Origin of the sequence: Catenulispora pinisilvae (assembly GCF_015356865.1) — a bacterium.
Classification (GTDB): domain Bacteria; phylum Actinomycetota; class Actinomycetes; order Streptomycetales; family Catenulisporaceae; genus Catenulispora; species Catenulispora pinisilvae.
This window is the reverse complement of the sequence record NZ_JAAFZA010000198.1, coordinates 1-19,486: the sequence shown is the minus strand read 5'-3', so window position 1 is coordinate 19,486 and position 19,486 is coordinate 1. Positions and strand designations below refer to the sequence as shown.

The following is a 19,486-nucleotide window of genomic DNA, read 5'->3' as shown; positions in this document are numbered from 1 at the left end:
CAAGATGCCCCGGACGCGGGCGATCAGTACGATCGGGCTCGGAGGTTTGAGGTCAGACCTCTGCGAAGGGGGTGGGCTCGGTGGTGGAGACGGACCAGGCGGCGGGGACGGCGCGGGTGTGGGCGGTGAGCGACCTGCATGTGGCGCATCCCGACAATCGCGAGATCGTGGACCGGCTGCGGCCCGGGCACGAGGGCGACTGGCTGATCGTGGCCGGGGATGTCGGCGAGCTGTTCGAGGACGTCATCGCGGCGCTGGAGTTGCTGGCGGGCCGGTTCGCCAAGGTGCTGTGGACGCCGGGCAACCACGAGTTGTGGACCCACCCGCACGACCCGGTCACGCTGCGCGGCGAAGGCCGGTACCTCGGCCTGGTCGAACGCTGCCGCGCGCTGGGTATCGTGACGCCGGAGGACGAGTACCCGGTCTGGGCCGGGCCTGGCGGGCCGGTCGTGATCGCCCCGCTGTTCCTGCTCTATGACTACAGCTTCATGCCGGCCGGTGCGCAGAACATCGCCGAGGGCCTGGCCATCGCCGAGAAGGCGGGCATCGTCTGCACCGACGAGTTCCTGTTGCACCCGGATCCGTACCCGAGCCGCGAGGCCTGGTGCCGGGCCCGGGTCGCGGCCACCGAGGCCCGGCTCGCCGAGTTGGACCCGGACCTGCCGACGGTCCTGTTCAACCACTATCCGCTGGTGCGGGAGCCCACCAGGATCCTGCGATACCCGGAGTTCGCGCAGTGGTGCGGTACGCAGGCCACCGCCGACTGGCACAAGCGCTTCGCGGCGACGGACGTGGTCTACGGGCACCTGCACATCCCGCGCCGCACGGTCTACGACAACGTGCGCTTCACGGAGGTCTCGCTCGGGTATCCGCGCGAGTGGCGCCAGCGGCCGCCGACGGACCCGCTGCGACAGATCGTGCCGGCCCCCGCGCCGACCACCGCCACGACCCCCTCGGCAACCATCGCCGCGACCACCAAGGGACAGCCGTGATCGAGAGCATCCTGCCGGCCTCGGTGACGTCCGTGGAGAGCTACACCGACGCCGACGACCTGTTCCCCGAGGAGGCCGCGCTGGTCGCCCGGGCCGTGGAGAAGCGGCGCCTGGAGTTCGCGACGGCCCGCTGGTGCGCCCACAAGGCCCTGGCCGACCTGGGCTACCCGGCCACGCCGATTCTGCACGGGCCGAAGAACGAGCCGCTGTGGCCGGACGGGGTGATCGGTGCCCTGACCCACTGCGACGGCTACCGGGCTGCGGCGGTGGCCCGGACCGGCGAGCTGGCGGCGATCGGCATCGACGCCGAACCGCACCGCGAACTGCCGGCCGGGGTGCTGGAGACCGTGGCGCGGCCGGAGGAGATCCCGGCGCTGGCCGCTTTGGCCTCGCAGCACCCGAAGACGCACTGGGACAAGCTGATGTTCAGCGCCAAGGAGTCGGTCTACAAGGCCTGGTTCCCGTTGGCGCGGCGGTGGCTGGACTTCCAGGACGCGACGCTGCGCTTCGACCCGGCGGACCGGACCTTCGTCGCCGAGCTGCATCAGGTCGGCCCGGTGGTCGGGGGCGCGCCGCTGACCCGGATGCGCGGGCGGTTCGTGGTCGAGGGTGAGTTGCTGGCCACATCGGTCGTGGTTCTGGATTGAGACGGCCGGGTGGCTTGGTAGTAGTCGTGATGTGAGTGAGATTTCGATCGAAGAGTTCCTGCGCTCCCACGGCGCCGCGGACTTGCCGCATCCCGGCGGGACGTTGCTGGCGCACCTGATCCGCGTCCGCCGACGCCTCACGGAGTGGGGCGCTTCGCCTGACGTCCAGATCGCCGGACTTTGCCACGCGACCTACGGCACCGACGGCTTCGCCGAAACGCTGCTGGACCTGGCCGACCGCGCGGTATTGGCCCGGTTGATCGGCGAGCGGGCCGAGGCGCTGGTGTATTTCTACGCGAGCTGCGACCGAGGCGTCACCTATCCCCGGCTGCGCACCGATCAGCGGCCGCTGTTCCGCGACCGCTTCTCAGGGCTCGAGTTCGACCCGACCGACGCGGATCTGCGCGCCTTCCTGGAGATCACCGCGGCCAACGAGCTCGACGTGTTCGAACACAACGAGGAGCTGGCGTCCCGTTACGGCGCCGGCTTCTACCGCCTGCTGGAACCCGTGCGGGCTCTGCTGTCCCCGCCAGCGTGGGAAGCATTGAGGAATCTCGTTAAGCTTCTTGACTAGATCTGCGTTCCCTCCTAGATTCCTCGATGCCTGATTCCGGTGTGTGTCTGGAGGATTCTGGAGTGCGACGTCCCATAAAACGGCGGGTCTGTCTCGTGGCGGCCGCGGCGCTGATCGGCGGCGCGGTCGTCGCCGTGGCGCCGATCAACGCCGACGCGGCCCCGGTCGCGAAACCGTCAGCGGCGCCAACAACGGCCCCGCCCGCGACCCCATCCGCGGCTCCCGCCGCCGAAAGTCTGTATTCACTCCCGACCGGCGACCACGTGCGGGTCACCGGATCCGGCCAGAGCGCACGGGCCGACTTCCTGCCCGCCCCCGGCCATTCCGCGGCCGCGGTGACGTCGAACGTGGACGGTCGGATCACCGTCGTCCCGGTGTCGCAGGTCGGGAAGATCTCCTCGCTCGACGCGTTCCAGGTGGGATCCGCGACGCCGCGATCCCCGGCCGCCACCCCGTTCTTCCCGATGACCACGCTGCACATCACCGCGCTCGACCACTCCGGCCAGCCCGTCCCGGCGGCGGAGGTGATCGCGGTGAACACCGACGATCCCGCCCGCGCGAACTGGGACGGGATCATGACCGCCGGTGATTCGCGGATCGAGGTGCCGGCCGGGCACTACAGCGTCGCGGTGGCCGCCTTCGAGACCGATTCAGCCGGGAACGCCACTGAGACGGACCTGCTGTCGGTCACCGACGTGACCGTGCCCGCCGCCGGTACGACCGTCGCGTTGGACGGTCGCGGCGCGCAACAAGTCGCGTTCACCACGCCGCAGCCGAGCACGCTCGCCGCCGCGGTCCTGGGATGGGACCGAGGCACGGCGGGACATCTCGACTATCTCGACATAGGCGCGCTCGCCGGTACGAAGTTCTACGTCGGCAGCGCGGCCAAGGCAAACTACGGCGTTCTACAGTTCTCGATGTTCGGGCGCCAGAGCGCCGGTTCTTCGAGCTATCTGCTGGCCTTCCCGAACTACGATCAGATCCCTGCTTCGCAGACGTACGCCGCCGGTGCACTGGAGACCGTGGACTCGACGTACGCCACCGACGAGCCGAAGCAGGATCTGACGCTGACGGACCTGTGGAACCGGGTCGGGTCCGGGTCCTCGGAGTTGCCGTCGTACCCTGACTTGCCCTCCGTGACGGTGCACGCGCCTGCGAAGGCCCGGCAATACATAGCCGCGGTCGCCGGCGCTTCCTATGAGGGGCTGATGCTTCCGGCCAATCCCGACGGGTCCCTGGACGGCGAGCTTGAGCGGGACTTCGTGCCGGCCGCGGGCCAGCATGTGACCTTGGCCTGGCGCGGCACGGTCATCACGCCCGCGCCGTCGACCTACGACGGGCCCTGCTTCCTGTGCCGGAACGGGAACACCCTCAACGGGGTCGACGAGATGGACACGGACGGGGACGGGGACGTCGGGCAGTGGAGCGACGGACCGACGACTATCGCCGAGGACGGCAAGCAGATCTACAGCGGCGGCACCGAGGGGCAGCTGTTCACACTGGCCCTGCCGGCCGCGAAGCATCACTACGTCTACTCGCTGGACACCACCCACGACACCGTCAGCACGGCGCTGTCGACGCACACGCAGATCTCGTGGGGCTTCGATTCCGCCAAGACCACGGCCTCGACCCCGCTGCCGATCCTGTACACGCGGGCGCAGTTCGTCACCGACGGGCACGACTCGGTGGGGACCGGAACAGGGACCGTAAACCTGGCCTTCGAGCACCTGACCGGCGCCACGGACAACGCGGTCAAGAGCGCGAGCGTGTCCGTCTCCTACGATGACGGCGCGACCTGGCACCCGGCGACCGTCGCGCTCGGCAACGGACATCAGGTCTCTGCGACCTGGCCGGTCCCGGCGAACACCGAGGCCGGCTACCTGGCGCTGAAGATCAGCGCCACCGACGCCGGCGGGAGCACGCTCGCCGAGACGGTGCACCACGCCGCTCTGGTCAACGCGCCCGGCGGGATCGCGGTGACCGGTTCGGGCGGTTCGGGCACGTCCGGCGGTGCGGCCGGGGTCCACGCCGTGTGTCCGAGTGCTGATGCCGGGCACGTCCGGTGCTTCGCACTGACCTCCGGGGTGAAACAGAGCCTTGCCAAGGGCGCGTTGCCCGCCGGCCTCGCCCGCAACGACCTGCTGTCCGCCTACAAGCTGCCGACCACCGGTGGCGCCGGCCGGACCGTGGCGATCGTCGACGCGCACGACGATCCGCAGGCCGAATCCGACCTCGCCGTCTACCGCAGCACCTACGGCCTGCCGGCCTGCACCACGGCCAACGGCTGCTTCAAGAAGGTCAACGAGCACGGCCAGACCTCACCGCTGCCCGCGCACGACCCCAACGACGACTGGAACCCCGAGGTCTCCCTCGACCTGGGCATGGTGTCGGCCGTGTGCCCGGCCTGCCACATCCTGCTGGTCGAGTCGGACGGCTCCGACACGGCCTCGCTCGGGACCGCCGAGCAGACCGCCACCGGCTCCGGCGCCGTCGCGGTGTCCAACAGCTGGGGCGGGGACGAGGGCAGCGAGAACCAGGCGTGGAACTCCGCGTTCCAGCACCCGGGCGTCGCGGTCACCGTCTCCAGCGGCGACAACGGCTTCATCCAGGGCGCCTGGCCCGCCTCGCTCAGCACCGTGATCGCCGTCGGCGGAACGAGCCTGAGCAAGGACACGTCCACGCGCGGGTGGAACGAGAGCACCTGGAAGGGCGGGGGCTCCGGCTGCTCGGCCTACGTGCCGAAACCGGCCTGGCAGCACGACGCGCACTGCCCGAACCGCACGGTCGCCGACGTGGCAGCCGTCGCGGACCCGAAGACCGGCGTCGCGGTCTACGTCGAGGGCGGCTGGAACGTGATCGGCGGCACCAGTGCGTCCTCGCCGATCATCGCCTCGATGATCGCCCTGGCCGGCAACTCGGCGGCCTTGACCAGCGCAGAGTACATATATTCGCACGCTGCGAACTTCTTCGACGTCACGACCGGATCGAACGCGAACTGGGACTGCGGCGGGGACTACCTGTGCAACGCCGGACCCGGGTATGACGCGCCCACCGGGATCGGGACGCCGAACGGGTTGGGTGGTCTGTAGCTCTGTGCGGTAGTCAGCTCAGCCGACCGCCTGGCCCGGCCCCGGATTTCTCGGGGCCGGGCCAGGCGGCCTTTGGCGTCGCGGCGCGGCCACACTCACCAGGCAGCCGAACCCGATCTCAGAAGGTTCACGTACTGCCGGATGCGCACCGCGTCATCGGGGAAGCAGCTGTCCCAGCCCTGGTCCAGCCGCATCCAGGTCGCGGGCTGTCCGGGCTCCCCGACCAGCGGCTGTTCCGGGTCGCCGATCGCGGCGTAGGACAAGGACATCGTCACCGGCGAACCAGGCTGGAACGACCGCACCGCCACCGCGGCGGGCTGCTCCAACAGCCGCGGCCGCAACCCGGTCTCCTCGGCCAGTTCCCGGGCCGCGCCATCGCGCGGACACTCTCCAGGTTCGACCTTGCCACCTGGCGGGACCAACCCGCGCCACGGATGTCTGACCAGCACGATCTGCTCCAGGGCTGGATCCAGGACCCACACCTCGGCGCCCAACGGCTCCACGGCGCCGACCAGCGCGGCGCGCAACCAGACCCTGGCCCGGTCGAACTCCAGCAGCGCGGTCCCGGCGTCGGCGACGGCAGCATCAAGCGGACGCTGCTCAAACGGGCTACGGATCATTGCGGCAGGCTATAGACCGCCACCGACATCACCGGGCTACAGCGGTCGGCCGCAGCAAGGGCCGCGGCCTGGAATCCAGTTGTCGCCGCGCGCCCCGGCATGTTGTGCTCGTCGGCAATATCGCCGAGGCCGAAGGAGGGTGATGCGCCGACCTAAGGCGGCTGCGGCCAGGCTCTGAGGCCAGGGGACGACGCCGACGCCAGTGAGAGCGGGACGACACCTACCGCTGGCGCCCGGGGATGCTTGGGCGACAGTGACCGGGACAATCACAACCTGCGACGAAGGCATGTCGCAGGACCCAAACCCGGTCGTGGTTCGGATCCGGTGGATGAGACATGCCCCGGTGATGCTGGAAGCGGAATTAATCGCCGACCCCTGACGAGGGGGATCAGGCGGTGAACCGGTCCCTCGCCCGCCCCGAGCCTGGGTGCCGCCGGCCCGCGCGAGGCGGACCGGCGGCGAGAACAGAACGGAACCCTGCACTCCCGATTGAAGATCCCTTCTTCGATCCGGAGGCAGAGCCATCAGCAGATCCGCCCAGAACCAGGGTTTCACCTGTGAGAATTGCGGCACGCTCGTCGCGCCGCTGAGCAACGGGAGCTACCGGAACCATTGTCCGGCGTGCTTGTACTCCAAGCACGTCGACGTCGAGCCCGGCGACCGAGCCTCCACCTGCCGCGGGGCGATGCGCCCGGAACGCGTCGAGCACCGGGGCGGCAAGGGACTGGTGATCGTCCACCGCTGCACCGTCTGCGGCTTCGTCCGGCCCAACCGGATCGCCGACGACCCGGTGCGGGGCGACGACATCGACGCTGTCATCGCCCTGATGTCCGGGCGCGGGTAGCACCGACGGAACCCGTGGTGCCCACGAGGTCGACCTCGTGGGCACCGCGCTCGCTCTCAACCGGATTGCCCCGCTGCCCCTCCCGTGCCGGCGGCCGCGAACTGCTCGTTCATGATGAGGAAGGCGCCGAGGCCGTGGAAGTCGTTGGTGGCCTGGGTGCGGCCGATGTAGTAGGCGTAGTCGCCGACGTTGGTGCCGATCGAGATGGTGCTGAGGTTGGTCAGGCCGTCCTTGCCGACCGACAGGCGTTGCAGCACGCCCTGGTAGCCCTTCTGCGCCACGGCGGCGTAGTGGCTGTCGATGTAGCCCTGCTGGGCGGCCCGCGACAGAGTGTAGGCGAACATGCTGGAGCAGGAGGTCTCGGTCCAGTTCCCGGCCTGCGTGCCCTTGTCCACGACCTGGAACCAGCGCCCTGAGGCAGGGTCCTGATAGCGGGCGATCCCGGCGGCGAACTTGTTCAGGCTGGTGAGCAGCTGGGCTCGGCCGGGCTGGTTGGCGGGGGTGTTGTCCAGGACGTCGACCATCGCCATGCCGTACCAGCCGTCGGCGCGGCACCAGACCTCCGGCGACAGGCCGGTGGTCTTGTTGGCCCAGGACGCGGTCTTCGACTCGTCATAGGCGTGCCGGAGCAGGCCGCTGGGCTGCTGGAGGTGGTCACCGTAGACCGTCAGCTGCTTGACCGTCTCGGCGTCGGCGTAGGCGGTGTCGTTGAACTCTTTGCCGTACTCGACCAGGAACGGGTTCAGCATGAACGTGCCGTCGCCCCACAGCTGGTGCGCCCGCGAGGCGGTGTCCGCGTGCCAGAACCCGCCGTCGGAGGTGCGCGGATAGGTGTTCAGCCGGGCCCGGATCTGGGCCGCGGCCTTGGCGTACCGGGGGTCGCCGGTCTCGTGGTGCAGGGCGACCAGGACCCGGCCGGGCTCCATGCTGTCCAGGCTGTCGAAGCTCTGGTTTATGTGGCCGCTGCTGTCCACGAACCGGTCGGCCCAGGCCTTGATGTAGCTCAGGTAGGCCGGGTTGTGCGTTCGCTTGTACACCAGGTACTGGCCGTACAGGTAGAGCCCGACGGGGTAGGACCAGCCGCCGATGGTGGCCGGCGTGTAGCGCTTCATCGTCGAGTCGACGAGGGCGACGGACCAATCCGTGGTCGCGGTCGGCAAGGCGGCCGGAGAGACGGCCGGGGAGGAGGTCGACGGGGCGGTCGACGCGGCCCGCGCTGCGGGAGCGGGGGCGGACAGGAAGGCGGCGGAAACGACGGCGGCGACGAGGAGCGTCAGCCCTTTCCGCACCGGAGCAGAACGCTGTGTCATGACTCGGAGTCAACCAAACATCGGAGGTTTCGGCAATGATAAAGGCAGATAACTTGAACTAAACAGGGTTTTATGTCGACTCATCACCGAACCCTGAGATCGACTCATCCGACCTCCATGCTGACTGGCTAGCGCTTCGCCATACGTAGCATCAGTTCTTTGACATCCGTCGCGGCGACGGCGCCGCGGGCGAATTCGGGCCGGGAGCACAGCAGCAGCGGGCCGTCGTCCACGGCGTCCGGCAGCCGGCCGTGCGAGCCGCGCACCGCCGACGCATCCAGGCCGACGACGTCCATCCGGTACCGGAAGCCGGCAGCCTTGCGGGCCAACGCCTTCATCGCCCGGGCCCGGGCCGCGCCGGGGTTGGCCGGGTCGAAGAACAGCTCCATCGGGTCGTAGCCGGGCTTGCGGTGGATCTCGACGGTGCGCGCGAAGTCCGGCGCGCGGTCGTCTTGCTCCCAGTAGTAGTACGTGAACCAGGCATCGGGATCGGCGACGGCCACCAGGTCCCCGGCCCGCGCGTGGTCGAGCCCCAACCGGGCCTTGCCTTCGAGGCCGTGGACTTCGTCGACACCATCGAGTTCTGCGACGACCTCCCGGGCGCGCGACAGATCCGCGGGATCGGCGACGTATATATGAGCGATCTGGTGGTCGGCGACCGCGAAGGCGCGCGAGGCCCAGGGGTCCAGATACTCCATGCCGTCCTGGGTGTGGACTTCGAGCAGACCCGCCGCCCGCAGAGCGCGGTTGACGTGGATCGGCCGGGAGACATCCGTGATGCCGTATTCCGACACGCACAGCAGATCGTCGCCCCGAGCCCGGCACGCCTCTATCAGCGGCCTGACAGCGGCATCGACGTCGGCCGCGGCGACCGCGGCCGGCCGAGCGCCCGGCCCGAACCGCTGGAGGTCGTAGTCCAGGTGCGGGACGTAGACCAGCAGGACGTCGGGCCGGTGCGCGGTCAGGATCCGGCCGGCCGCCGCCACGATCCACCGCGTGGACTTGATCGACGCGGTCGGACCCCAGTAGTGGAACAGCGGGAAGTCGCCGAGGCGTGCGGTGAGCTCGTCGTGCAGCTCGGGCGGCCGGGCGTAGAAATCAGGGTCCTTGCGTCCATCGGCCCGATAGACCGGCCGGGGCGTCACCGTCCAGTCCGTCGCGGCGCCCATGGCGTACCACCAGCACACGTTCGCGACGGTGGCCCCCGGCTGCGCGCGCCGCAGCGCGTCCCACATCGGTTCGCCGCCGACCAGCCGGTTGTGCTGCCGCCAGAACAGCGGCTCGCCGAGTTCGCGGAAGTACCAGCCGTTGCCGACGATCCCGTGTTCGCTCGGCGGCGCCCCGGTGAGCATGCTGGCTTGGACGGTGCAGGTGACGGCCGGGAACGCCGGTGTCAGCGAGGCCTGGAACCCGGTGTCGGCCACCGATCGCAGCGTCGGCGTGTGCTGGAGCAGGCGCGGTGTCAGTCCGACGATGTCGAGGACGACCAGGGTCACGAGGACACCTCCGACAATCCCGCCGCGATGAGTTCCCGGCGGGCCCACGCCATCTCGGCGGCGATCCCCCGGGCCAGTTCCCGGGCGTCACGAGGCCGTTCCTCCTCGGGAAGCACTTGCCAGGTATACGTTTCGACCTCGATGTGGTCGGTGAACGGTGTGCCGCTGAACCCTTCGGTCAGGGTCCGGGTGAGCACGTCGTGCGTTCCGGTCAGCGGCGCCTCGATCTCGGCGTGCAGCGGGATGTGGAAGTGCACGCGCCACGGCGCGTCCGCGGGCAGAGTGTCGCCGCTCAACGCCTCGTCGAGGTCGTCGGTGCCGTGCAGGCCCCCGGCTCCCACTTCGCGCGTCTGATGCAGATAGCGGGGCTCGGCGAAGCGCGCCAGCGCGGCCCGGGTCGCGGGGTCGTCGGGTTGCGGTGCCTCCAACGCGGCCGACGCCTGAACCTTCACGATCGGGAGTCCCGCGTCGCGCAGTGCCTTCAGCGCGTTTGCCGGTTCCTCGTGGGCGACGGCCAGATGTGCGGTGTCGACGCACACCCCGAAGTGGCTGGGATCGAGTCCGGTCAGCAGCTCAATGGCCTGATCCGTCCGCTCGATGACGCAGCCGGGCTCGGGTTCGAAGCCGACGCGGATGACGGTGCCGGTCCGGGCCGTCAGTTCCGCGAGGTGTGCGGCCACCGCGTCGATGTGGCTTCGGGCCGCGTATTGCGCGACCGCCGGCCAGGGCTCGCGCCAGCCGAGCGGCAGCGTGGAGATCGAGCCGCGGACGGCGTCGGAGGGCAGGATCCCGGCCAGCACCGTGGCCAGGTCGGCGGTGTATTCGGCGCGCCGGCGGTCCGACCAGTCCGGGGAGTAGACGCGGTACTTCACCGCCGCGTCGCCGAAGCCGGAGTACGGGAATCCGTTGAGCGTGACGACTTCCAGCCCGCGGGCGTCGAGCTCGGCGCGCAGCCGGGCGACCGCCGCGGGATCGGCGGCCAGCCCGGCGGCCACGTCCCGGGCCAGCCACAGACCGAGCCCCAGCCGGTCGGCGGCCAGCAGCCGGCGCACCGGCTCGGCGTAGACCGCGAGCTGCGCTAGGACACCCTCGATGTCCTCGACGGGGTGGACGTTCGCGCAGTAGCCGAGATGCACGACGGTGCCATCGGCGTGACGGAATCGCATCGGCTACTCCCCCGGCTCGCCGCGAAGCACTGAACTGCCTTGAAAGCTCGCGGCCGCCGGTTCCAGCGCCTCGCCGAGGTCCAGGCGGCCGCTTTGTCCGTAGAACTCGACAGGGTTCTGCCACAACACCCGGTCCACGTCGCTGTCGTCGAACCCGGCGGCGAGCATCGCCTCGGCCGTGCGGCGGGTCTTGAGCGGATCGCTGCGTCCCCAGTCGGCGGCGGAGTTCACCAGGATCCGCTCGGTGCCGTACTCGCGCAGGATCGCTACCATCCGGCGCTCGTCCATCTTGGTGTCCGGATAGATGGAGAACCCGGCCCAGGATCCTGATTCCAGGACCGGTGCCACGGTCAGTTCATTGAGATGGTCGAGCACCACCCGCCCCGGCGGCAGACCCGATTCGCGCACCACGTCCAGGCTTCGCAGCGTCCCGGCGTGCTTGTCGCGGTGCGGCGTGTGGACCAGTACGGGCAGCTCGTGGCGCTCGGCCAGCTCCAGCTGGCGGGCGAACGCCTCGTCCTCCGGCGGGGTCATCGAGTCGTAGCCGACCTCGCCGAGCGCGACCACGCGGTCCTTGGCCAGGTACCGGTCGATCAGGTCCAGCACTTCGCGGCACCGCGGATCGTTGGCCTCCTTGGGATTCAGCGCGATCGCGCAATGGTGCCGCACGCCGAACCCCTGTGCCCGGAACGGTTCCCAGCCGACCAGGGCATCGAAGTAGTCGATGAAACTGCCGACCGAGGTCCGCGGTTGCCCCAGCCAGAAGGCGGGCTCGACGACCGCCCGGACACCGGCCGCGGCCATCGCCTCGTAGTCGTCGGTGGTGCGGGAGGTCATGTGGATGTGCGGGTCGAAGATGCGCATCAGCGGCTCCTGGACGGGAATCGGGCGAGGATCGGCCACACGTCTTCGGGGACGGACCGCCCAGCGGCGATCCGCTCCCGGACGAAGTCGTCGAGCATGCGGGCCAACTCGGCGTCGGCCCGGTCCGGCAGCCCGGACACGGAGTCCAGCGGGATGCCGCAGAACACGCATTTGAGGATCGCGTGCCGGTAGGCGGGATCTGGCAGGTGCTGTGCGCCGTAGCGGCCGAGCGCCGCGGCGATCAGCCGGGTGTCGTTGGTGCGCAGGGCGTCCTCGACGATCGGCACGGCGGCGGCGCCGTCGAGTTCGATGTGCTCCAGCGCAGACAGGACGGCGTGCTTCTCGTCGGCGTCGCCCCAGCGATAGAGGTCCATCAGGGGTTCCGGGTCGCGCCACGAAAGCCAGGCCAGGATAAGCACCCGGGCGATCTCGTCGGTCCGCAGACCATCGATCAGCGGCGTGCGGCCGCAGGCCCGTCCGGCGCCGGCGAAGACCGATGGCAGCTCGTACCGGTTCCGGCTGACTCGTTCGCGGGCTGAGGCGAGCCACGCCAACGCCTGTTCCGGCGCATCGGTCAGGAACACGGCCTCCAGATCCCGCGCCGTCGCGATTGCCGTCACTGTCCTGCCGCCTTCCTGAGGAACGTCAGTGATTCGGTGGCGACCCGCGTCGCGGCGTGCGAGTGCCGCGGCAGCTCCACCGAGACCAGCCCGCGGTATCCGGACTCTGATAGGGCCCGCATGACCGGCGGGAAGTCGATCTCCCCCGCGCCGAACTCCAGATGCTCGTGCACGCCGCGCCGCATGTCGTCGATCTGCACGTTCACCAGGTACGGGGCGACGCGCGCGAGGCAGTCCGGTATCGCGTCCGGCTCCAGGCACCGGCAGTGGCCGATGTCGACGGTGACGCCGAAGCCGTCGGGCCGGCCGAGCGCGTCGCGCAGCCGGTCGAAGCGGTCGAGGGAGTCGAGGAGCATGCCGGGCTCCGGCTCGAACCCGAGGACCACACCGGCGTCCCGGGCCGCGGCCAGTACGGTCTCGCACCCGGCCACCAGCCGTTCCCAGGCCGCCGCCGGGTCGCCGTCGTCCGGCACGGCCCCGCTCCAGAACGACACCGCCTGGGCCCCGAGGTCGGCGGCGATCCGCACCGCCCGGACCAGCAGGTCGACGCGGCGCGCCCGGCCCTCGCGCTCGGCGGACAGCAGCGTCGGCTGGTGTTTGCGCCAGGGATCGAGCAGGTAGCGGGCACCGGTCTCGATCACGACGTCGAGTCCGAGCCGATCCAGCCGTCGCGACAGGGCCCTGACCCGCTCGGCCAGGTCCGGGGCGTAGGGGTCGAGGTGCTGGTGGTCCAGGGTCAGGGCGAGGCCGTCGTAGCCGAGGTCGGCCAGGATCGCCAGTACGTCGTCGAGCCGGTGGTCGGCGAAGCCGTTGGTGCCGTAGCCGAGGCGGATCATGTCGGGGACACCTTGCGCGCCAAGCGCCGGGCAAGCGGTCCGGCGGCGGCGATCGGGAGGGCGGTGAGTGGGTCGCCGCGACCGGCGATGAGTGAGGCCTGTAGGGGCATCAGGCTGATGATTCCCGCGCCGACCGCCTTGCGGACGACGGGTGCGCGTCCGTCTCGGGCGACCGCTGCCTGGGCCGTACCGAATCGCCAGGTGTAGGCGGCGGCCAGAGCAGTAGCGAAGGCTCTCTGCGCGCGTCGCCTGGAATCTCGGTGTCGGTGTGAGTGTCGGCCGCCGGTGCCCGAGCCTGCCCGGGACACCGCGAACGCACCAGCGGCCGCGCCACCACTCAACGCGGCGGTCACGGCGGCGACGCGCCGGGACGCCCCGGTCACCTCGCTGCGGCTGAGCACGGTGACCGCCATGGTGTGGACCCCGACGACGGCCGCCGCCGGGGCCGCCGCGCGGGCCGAGCCGGCGCCGGCGCCCATGAACACGTCCAGACTGCGGGCCGCCGCCATGGCGACCGGGCCCGATGGACCGTTCTTCCAGGCGAGGTCGTAGCCCCACACGGCCCCGGCCAGCGGGATCGCCACGGCCAGCGTCCGCACTCCGCCGCTGACGGCGGCGGCGGTGAGCCCGGCCGCGGTGAGCCCGCCGGCGATCGCCAGCGCGGTCTTGGCCGGCACCCGGCCGGAGGGCACAGGACGTTCCGGACGTTCGAAGCCGTCGACGAACCGGTCGGCGTAGTCGTTGAGCGCCATGCCCGCCCAATAAAGGCAGACCGATGCCGCCGCGACGCCGCAGGTCCGCGCGTCCACGCGCTTCCCGGCCGCGGCGGCTCCGGCCAGGACGTCGCCGGGGACGCTGAACGCGGCCGGGGCCCGCACCAGCTCGATGAGTGCCCTGATATCGCTCATCGGGGATCCGCTTGCGACACCGAGGAAGCCCAGGCGACCAGGGCCTCGTACTGGCTCGCCAGGCGGTAGTCGACTTCGGCTCCAGCAGCGGGCACCGGGTCCTTGAAGAAGAAGCCGGCCGGGCTGAACGCACCGGTCACGCCCGCTTCGTGGGCCCGGGCCAGCAGCCGCGCCAGGTCCAGGAGCAGCGGGGCGGCCAGCGCCGAATCACAGCCCTGCCAAGTGGTCTGCAACGTCATCCGGGTGCCGAGGAAGCCCTCGAATCCGACGTGGTCCCACGCCGTCTTCCAGCCGCCTTGCGCCGGGACGTTGTCGATGTGCGTGCGGCCGTCGACCGTGGCATCGAGCAGCGAGTCCAGGCCGCGACGTTTGGAGACGGTCTTGCTCACCGCCGCCCCGGCGTCGGCCAGGGTCGCGCCGTCGCCGCCGCCCAGCAGGTTCGTCCCGGACCAGGAGCGGACTCGCAACGCGCGCGTGGTGAACATCGGGGCCAGCGCCGAGACGAGCAGGGTCTCGCCGGTCTTCGCGTCGCTGCCGGCGTAGGGCACGCCGGCTTCGAGGGCGAGTTCGTCCAGGGCGGGCAGGCGGACCCCGGTCGAGGGTGTGAAGTCCACGTAGGGGCAGCCGGCCCGCAGCGCCGCATAGGCGTACTCCGAGCTCGGTGGGAGGTCCGCTTGGTCGCGGTCGAGGGCGGCTTCCAGGTCCGGCAGCCGCAGGTGCTCGGCGCGCGCCGGGAACGGCGGTTCGGTGGAGGCCACGTTGATGACCACGACCCGTCGGAGCCGGTGCGCGGTCCGGAACTCTTCGATGTCTGCGATCAGGGTATTGATCCGGTCGCGGACCGGTCGTTCCTCGCCCAGGCGCGGCACGCCGGGCCGGATCGCGGCCTCGGCGGCCCGGAGCTCGTCGGCGACCATCGCGGGCAGCCGGGCCGGGAGCACGCCGTCGGCGGCGAGTTCCTCGGCCTGTTTCAGGACACTGATCTGGCTCACGTCGTGGCCGCCGAAGACGAGGTCGCGGTAGTCCGGCAGGCCCGCGGCGGCGAACGCCGCGGTGGCGCTCACGCAGCCGATCGGCTCGGTCAGGCCGGCCCGCAGCGCGGCGGCGCCGGCGATCGCGGTGACCGCCACCGAGCCGCGGGCGCCCACCAGCCACACGCCGGTCCCGGTGGCGTGCCCGGTCGTTTCGTCCGCGTTCGTCATCGTCGTACGCCCTCCCTGTTCGCGGCTGCCGGGCCCGGTGACCCGAGATAATTAGGTAAGTTTCCTAACGGGATGGCACGGTAGCGCCGCCCGTCGGGTGCGTCAACGCCCTGCCAACGTCGCCGCCGGTCCGTCTCCGACCCTCTTGACGGACCGGAAGACGTGTCAGTACATTGCGGATCGGTTTCTTGTTAGTAATCTTTCCTAACTTGATCCGGGCCCGCCGCCGGCCACCGGCTCCGGCCCGGAACTGCTGACCGCCCGTGGGAGGGCTCATGGTCCGCGCCGCTCACCCCGCCCGCACCGTCGCCGGGATCCTCGCCGAAGCACGAGGGCTGACACACTCCGCGCACGTCTCAGCCGTCGACCGGCTCCCCGGGTTGTTGCGGCGGATCGCCGGATACCATCTCGGCTGGTGGGAGCCGGACGGGTCGCCGCTCGCCGACGGCGACGGCACCGGTAGCGGCGGCGGCAAGGCGCTCCGTCCCGCGCTGACCCTGGCCTGCGCCGCCGCGGTCAGCGGCCCGGGCAGTTGCCCAGACGGCAGGCCGGACGCCGGGACCGAGGTGGACGGCGCGGCGGTTCCGGCCGTGGTTCTGGCCGCGGTCGCCGTGGAGTTGATCCACGACTTCTCGCTGCTCCAGGACGACGTCATGGACGGCGACTCGATCCGGCGGGGCCGCCCGGCCGCCTGGAAAGTCTTCGGGGCCGCGCAGGCGCTGCTCACCGGCGACGCCCTGTTGGCCGTGGCGCTCGCCCTGGTGTCCGGCCGCGCCCAAGCGGTGCTCGCCGACGCGGTGGTGGAGATGTGCGAAGGCCAGTCCTCTGATCTGCTCTGCGGGCCGGAATCCGGTCGCAGCCCCCTGCGACAGCTGGCCATCTCCGGGCAGAAGACCGGCGCCTTGTTCGGCGCGGCGTGCGAACTCGGCGCGCTGGCCGCCGGCGCGCCGGACACCGCGTGGTGCCGGGCTTTCGGCACAAGCCTGGGCATCGCGTTCCAGATCGCGGACGACCTCGCCGACGGCTGGGCCGAACCCGGGATCAGCCTGGGCTGGGGACGAGGCGAGGCGCACCTGAAAGCCGCCATCGCCCTGAGCCACCTCGACGCGGCCGCGCTGGAACCGGCGGCCACGCGCGACCTCCGGCTGCTCGCCTCCGCGGTGCCGGACGGTCTGGATCGCCCAAGGCGGGGCGCCGACGCTCCGTCGCCGCTGGAACACCCCCAGAAGGAGATCGGGTCTTGAACAGAAAACGGGCGGGAAAACTCGTCCTGAGATCGGTGCTGGCAGCCGCCCTGGCGCTGCTCGGGCTGAACGCCGTCACCGGGCAGGCCTCCGCGACGCCGCCCACAGGGTTCTCCGACACCGTCATCGCCAACGTCACCCTGCCGGTCGGGATGACGTTCACCCCTGACGGCCGGATGCTGGTCACCACCAAGCCCGGGCAGCTGTACGCGTACAGCGCCTCCGGCGTGCAGACGCTGGCGCTGGACGGCTCCGGCTTCATCTGCGCCAAGCAGCCCGGGCAAGACGAGCGCGGCATGCTCGGCGTGGTCGCCGACCCGGCGTTCCGCACCAACGACTACATCTACGTGTACTACAGCCACAGCACCGGCGGCAGCTGCTTCAACCGGGTCTCGCGGTTCACCCTGGACGCCACGAACCACGTGGTGTCCGGCAGTGAGAAAGTGCTGATCGACGGGATCCAGGGCGACGGCTTCCACAACGGCGGCGACCTGGTGTTCGGCAAGGACGGCGACCTGTACATCTCGGTCGGCGACGGGCACTGCCTGGAGGGCTGCGACCCCGACAACCAGGCCGCGCAGGATTTGAAGAACCTCAACGGGAAGATCCTGCGGATCGCGCCCGACGGTTCGATCCCGGCCGGGAACCCGTTCAGCGGCTCGGGCACGGCACGGTGCAATACCGGCGCGATCACCTCCGGCAAGTGCCAGGAGATCTACGCCTACGGCTTCCGCAACCCGTTCCGGATCGCCCTGGACCCGAACGCGGCCGGCACCCGGATCTTCGTCGACGACGTCGGTGAGAACACCACCGAGGAGATCGACCAGCTGAAGGCCGGCGGGAACTTCGGGTGGCCGAACTGCGAGGGGCCGTGCAGTCCGACGAACCCGGCGTACGTCGATCCGTACTATTCGTACGCTGACAACATGGGCGGCGGGCGCGCGTCCATCACCGGCGGCGCTTTCGTTCCGAACGGGGCCTGGAACTCTTCCTACAACGGCGACTACCTGTTCAGCGACTACGTGAAGAAGAACCAGTACCTGATCAAGGCGACCGGGACCAGCGGCACCGGGCTGAAGACGTTCTCGGCCGGAGCGACCGCGATCTCCATGTGGTTCGGACCCCAGAACCCCGGCGGGACCGGCACGCAACAGGCGCTGTACTACACGGACCTGATCGGCGGCACCATCCACAAGGTGACGTCCGGGACCACCACCCCCAACGCCTCCTTCACCACCAACGCGCCGCCCACCGGCGGGCTGGGCTACTGCTCGACCCACGCCACCACCGCGGGCAAGCCGCCGTTCGCAGTGTCCTTCGACGGTTCGGCGAGCAGCGACCCCAACGGCCGCACGCTCACCTACCACTGGGACTTCGGCGACGGCAGCACGGCGACCACCGCCACCGCGACGACCACCCACACCTACACCACCGTCGGGAACTTCACCCCGAAGCTGACAGTGACCAACGACGCCGGCGCCGGCTCGCCGGCCGCGACCGGCACCGTCCGCACCGACGACGCGCCACCGGCCCTGACCATCAGCTCGCCGACCCCGGCGAGCACCTTCACCGTCGGCCAGACCTACACCCCGAGCGGTTCCGCCGTCGACAGCAGCGGCACGACGCTTCCGGCCTCGGCACTGACCTGGCAGGTGTGGCTGTTCCACATCAACCACGTGCACCCGGTGCTGGACCCGGTGGCCGGTGACGGGCTGACGACGTTCACCGCCCCGCCCGCGGAGGAGTTCTCGGCGATCAAGGGGAACAGCCGGCTGCTCGTCTGCCTGTCCGGGACCGACGCCAACGGCGTGACCCAGACGATGGAGCAGGACTTCAACCCGCAGCTGGTCCACCTCACCCTCGCCTCGCAACCGGCGGGGCTGAAGATCGACATCGCCGAGGACGACGTGGACCCGGGCGGCGCGGTCACCACCCCGGCGACCGTCACCTCCTGGGCCGGCTACCAGCTGCACCTGAACGCGCCGGACCAGACCGACGCCTCCGGCACGCCCCAGACCTTCACGTCCTGGTCCGACGGCGGCGCCCAGCAGCACGCGGTCACCCCGACCGCCGACACCACGTACACCGCGGCCTTCACGCCGAGCACGAGCACGTGTACAGCCGCGCAGCTGCTGACCAACCCGGGCTTCGAATCCGGGGCGACCGGCTGGACCCAGGCCTCGACGCTCGGCTTCAGCCCGATCACCTCGGCGACGACCGCCGAGCCGGCGCATGGCGGGACGAAGATCGCCTGGTTCGACGGCAATGGGAGCAAGGACACTGACAGCGTCTCCCAGGCGGTCACGATCCCGGCTGGTTGCAAGGCGACGCTGTCGTACTGGCTGCACGTGGACTCCACGGAAAAGACCACCACCGCGAAGCCTGACACGTTCAGCGTTCAGGCGCTGAACGGATCCGGCACGGTGCTGGGGACGGTCGGGTCGTTCTCCAACCTGGACAAGGCCTCGGGGTACGTGCAGCACACCGCGGATCTGTCGGCTTATGCCGGACAGACGATCACACTGAAGTTCACGGGAACGGAGACCGACACCAAGAGCGGCACGACCAACTTCATTCTCGACGATACGGCGCTCAATACGCGGTAGCAGGTCGGCCATCTGGCCTTTGGGCCTTGGGCCTTGGGCCTTCGGGTCAAGCCGAGCCGGGCCGGTGTCCGCGAGTTCGCGGACACCGGCCCGGTATCGTCAACGGGGTGATGAGCGAGCCGTTCTACCGCCGGGTCGGCGACACCGCGTTCGAACCGACGCAGGCCACCGAGAGTCCCTGGGACCAGTCCCTCCAGCACGGCGGGCCGCCCTCCGCGCTCCTGCTCGGCGAGATCGAGAAGGCGACCGCCGGCCACGGACGCATCGCCTCGGCACAGATCGACTTCCTCGGCGTCATCCCCCGCAAGACCGGCACGGTCGAGGTACGCACTCTGCGTCCCGGCCGCCGAGTGCGGCTGGACGCGGCCACACTCACGATCGACGGCAAGGTAGCGGCCGAAGCCAGATGCTGGACGATCGCCACCAACCCGGGTGCGGACAAGCAGGTCGAACACCGGACCACCGCCC

At 70.4% G+C, this 19,486-nt stretch carries 17 protein-coding genes; 8 read left to right on the top strand and 9 right to left on the bottom strand.

Annotation, left to right across the window (positions count from 1 at the left end):
• Nucleotides 1-80 precede the first annotated feature (80 nt).
• The 4 genes from IZR01_RS37075 to IZR01_RS37060 all read left to right on the top strand — a co-directional run bounded on the left by IZR01_RS37075 (nt 81) and on the right by IZR01_RS37060 (nt 5,302).
• A complete protein-coding gene (locus tag IZR01_RS37075) occupies nt 81-992 on the top strand; it encodes a metallophosphoesterase family protein (protein WP_323747210.1) in 912 nt (303 codons plus the stop codon).
• Nucleotides 989-1,639, top strand: coding sequence for a 4'-phosphopantetheinyl transferase family protein (locus IZR01_RS37070; RefSeq protein ID WP_194926570.1), 651 nt, complete (start codon nt 989-991; stop codon nt 1,637-1,639). The genes IZR01_RS37075 and IZR01_RS37070 overlap by 4 nt, the downstream gene beginning before the upstream one ends.
• A gap of 31 nt (nt 1,640-1,670) precedes the next feature.
• A complete protein-coding gene (locus IZR01_RS37065; protein ID WP_194926569.1) occupies nt 1,671-2,213 on the top strand; it encodes a DUF6817 domain-containing protein in 543 nt (180 codons plus the stop codon).
• Nucleotides 2,214-2,275: 62 nt separating this feature from the next.
• On the top strand, nt 2,276-5,302 hold the full coding sequence (locus IZR01_RS37060) for a S53 family peptidase (protein ID WP_194926568.1): 3,027 nt from the start codon (nt 2,276-2,278) through the stop codon (nt 5,300-5,302).
• A 95-nt stretch (nt 5,303-5,397) separates the two neighbouring features.
• Here the strand turns inward: IZR01_RS37060 and IZR01_RS37055 are convergent, their stop codons facing one another.
• Nucleotides 5,398-5,922 (bottom strand): NUDIX hydrolase, encoded by a 525-nt coding sequence (locus IZR01_RS37055; protein WP_194926567.1) that lies wholly within the window; start codon nt 5,920-5,922, stop codon nt 5,398-5,400.
• A 523-nt stretch (nt 5,923-6,445) separates the two neighbouring features.
• Between IZR01_RS37055 and IZR01_RS37050 the strand changes: the two genes are divergently transcribed.
• Entirely contained in the window at nt 6,446-6,766 is a 321-nt protein-coding gene (locus IZR01_RS37050; RefSeq protein ID WP_194926572.1) for an RNHCP domain-containing protein, read from the top strand.
• Between the two features lie 56 nt (nt 6,767-6,822).
• Here the strand turns inward: IZR01_RS37050 and IZR01_RS37045 are convergent, their stop codons facing one another.
• The 8 genes from IZR01_RS37045 to IZR01_RS37010 all read right to left on the bottom strand — a co-directional run bounded on the left by IZR01_RS37045 (nt 6,823) and on the right by IZR01_RS37010 (nt 15,168).
• Nucleotides 6,823-8,076, bottom strand: coding sequence for a glycoside hydrolase family 88/105 protein (locus tag IZR01_RS37045; protein ID WP_194926566.1), 1,254 nt, complete (start codon nt 8,074-8,076; stop codon nt 6,823-6,825).
• Nucleotides 8,077-8,204: 128 nt separating this feature from the next.
• Nucleotides 8,205-9,572, bottom strand: a complete 1,368-nt coding sequence (locus tag IZR01_RS37040; RefSeq protein ID WP_323747209.1) for an alkaline phosphatase family protein — start codon at nt 9,570-9,572, stop codon at nt 8,205-8,207.
• Nucleotides 9,569-10,738 (bottom strand): metabolite traffic protein EboE, encoded by a 1,170-nt coding sequence (eboE, locus tag IZR01_RS37035; RefSeq protein WP_194926565.1) that lies wholly within the window; start codon nt 10,736-10,738, stop codon nt 9,569-9,571. The genes IZR01_RS37040 and eboE overlap by 4 nt, the downstream gene beginning before the upstream one ends.
• A 3-nt stretch (nt 10,739-10,741) precedes the next feature.
• A complete protein-coding gene (locus tag IZR01_RS37030; RefSeq protein ID WP_194926564.1) occupies nt 10,742-11,602 on the bottom strand; it encodes a TatD family hydrolase in 861 nt (286 codons plus the stop codon).
• Complete coding sequence (locus IZR01_RS37025; protein ID WP_194926563.1) at nt 11,602-12,222, bottom strand: EboA domain-containing protein; 621 nt, start codon at nt 12,220-12,222, stop codon at nt 11,602-11,604. Before IZR01_RS37025 ends, IZR01_RS37030 begins: the two co-directional genes overlap by 1 nt.
• Nucleotides 12,219-13,058, bottom strand: a complete 840-nt coding sequence (locus tag IZR01_RS37020) for a sugar phosphate isomerase/epimerase family protein (protein ID WP_194926562.1) — start codon at nt 13,056-13,058, stop codon at nt 12,219-12,221. Before IZR01_RS37020 ends, IZR01_RS37025 begins: the two co-directional genes overlap by 4 nt.
• Nucleotides 13,055-13,966 carry an SCO3242 family prenyltransferase gene (locus IZR01_RS37015; protein WP_194926561.1) on the bottom strand — a complete coding sequence of 304 codons (912 nt, stop codon included), beginning with the start codon at nt 13,964-13,966 and terminating at the stop codon, nt 13,055-13,057. The genes IZR01_RS37020 and IZR01_RS37015 overlap by 4 nt, the downstream gene beginning before the upstream one ends.
• On the bottom strand, nt 13,963-15,168 hold the full coding sequence (locus IZR01_RS37010) for an inositol-3-phosphate synthase (protein ID WP_194926560.1): 1,206 nt from the start codon (nt 15,166-15,168) through the stop codon (nt 13,963-13,965). The genes IZR01_RS37015 and IZR01_RS37010 overlap by 4 nt, the downstream gene beginning before the upstream one ends.
• A 275-nt stretch (nt 15,169-15,443) precedes the next feature.
• Between IZR01_RS37010 and IZR01_RS37005 the strand changes: the two genes are divergently transcribed.
• The 3 genes from IZR01_RS37005 to IZR01_RS36995 form a co-directional block, all read left to right on the top strand.
• Nucleotides 15,444-16,412, top strand: coding sequence for a polyprenyl synthetase family protein (locus tag IZR01_RS37005; protein WP_194926559.1), 969 nt, complete (start codon nt 15,444-15,446; stop codon nt 16,410-16,412).
• Nucleotides 16,409-19,018: a PQQ-dependent sugar dehydrogenase gene (locus tag IZR01_RS37000; RefSeq protein WP_194926558.1), complete on the top strand. Its 2,610-nt coding sequence runs from the start codon at nt 16,409-16,411 to the stop codon at nt 19,016-19,018. Before IZR01_RS37005 ends, IZR01_RS37000 begins: the two co-directional genes overlap by 4 nt.
• Before the next feature lie 110 nt (nt 19,019-19,128).
• Nucleotides 19,129-19,486, top strand: a 358-nt coding sequence (locus IZR01_RS36995; protein WP_194926557.1) for an acyl-CoA thioesterase domain-containing protein, incomplete at its 3' end; no start/stop codon positions are given.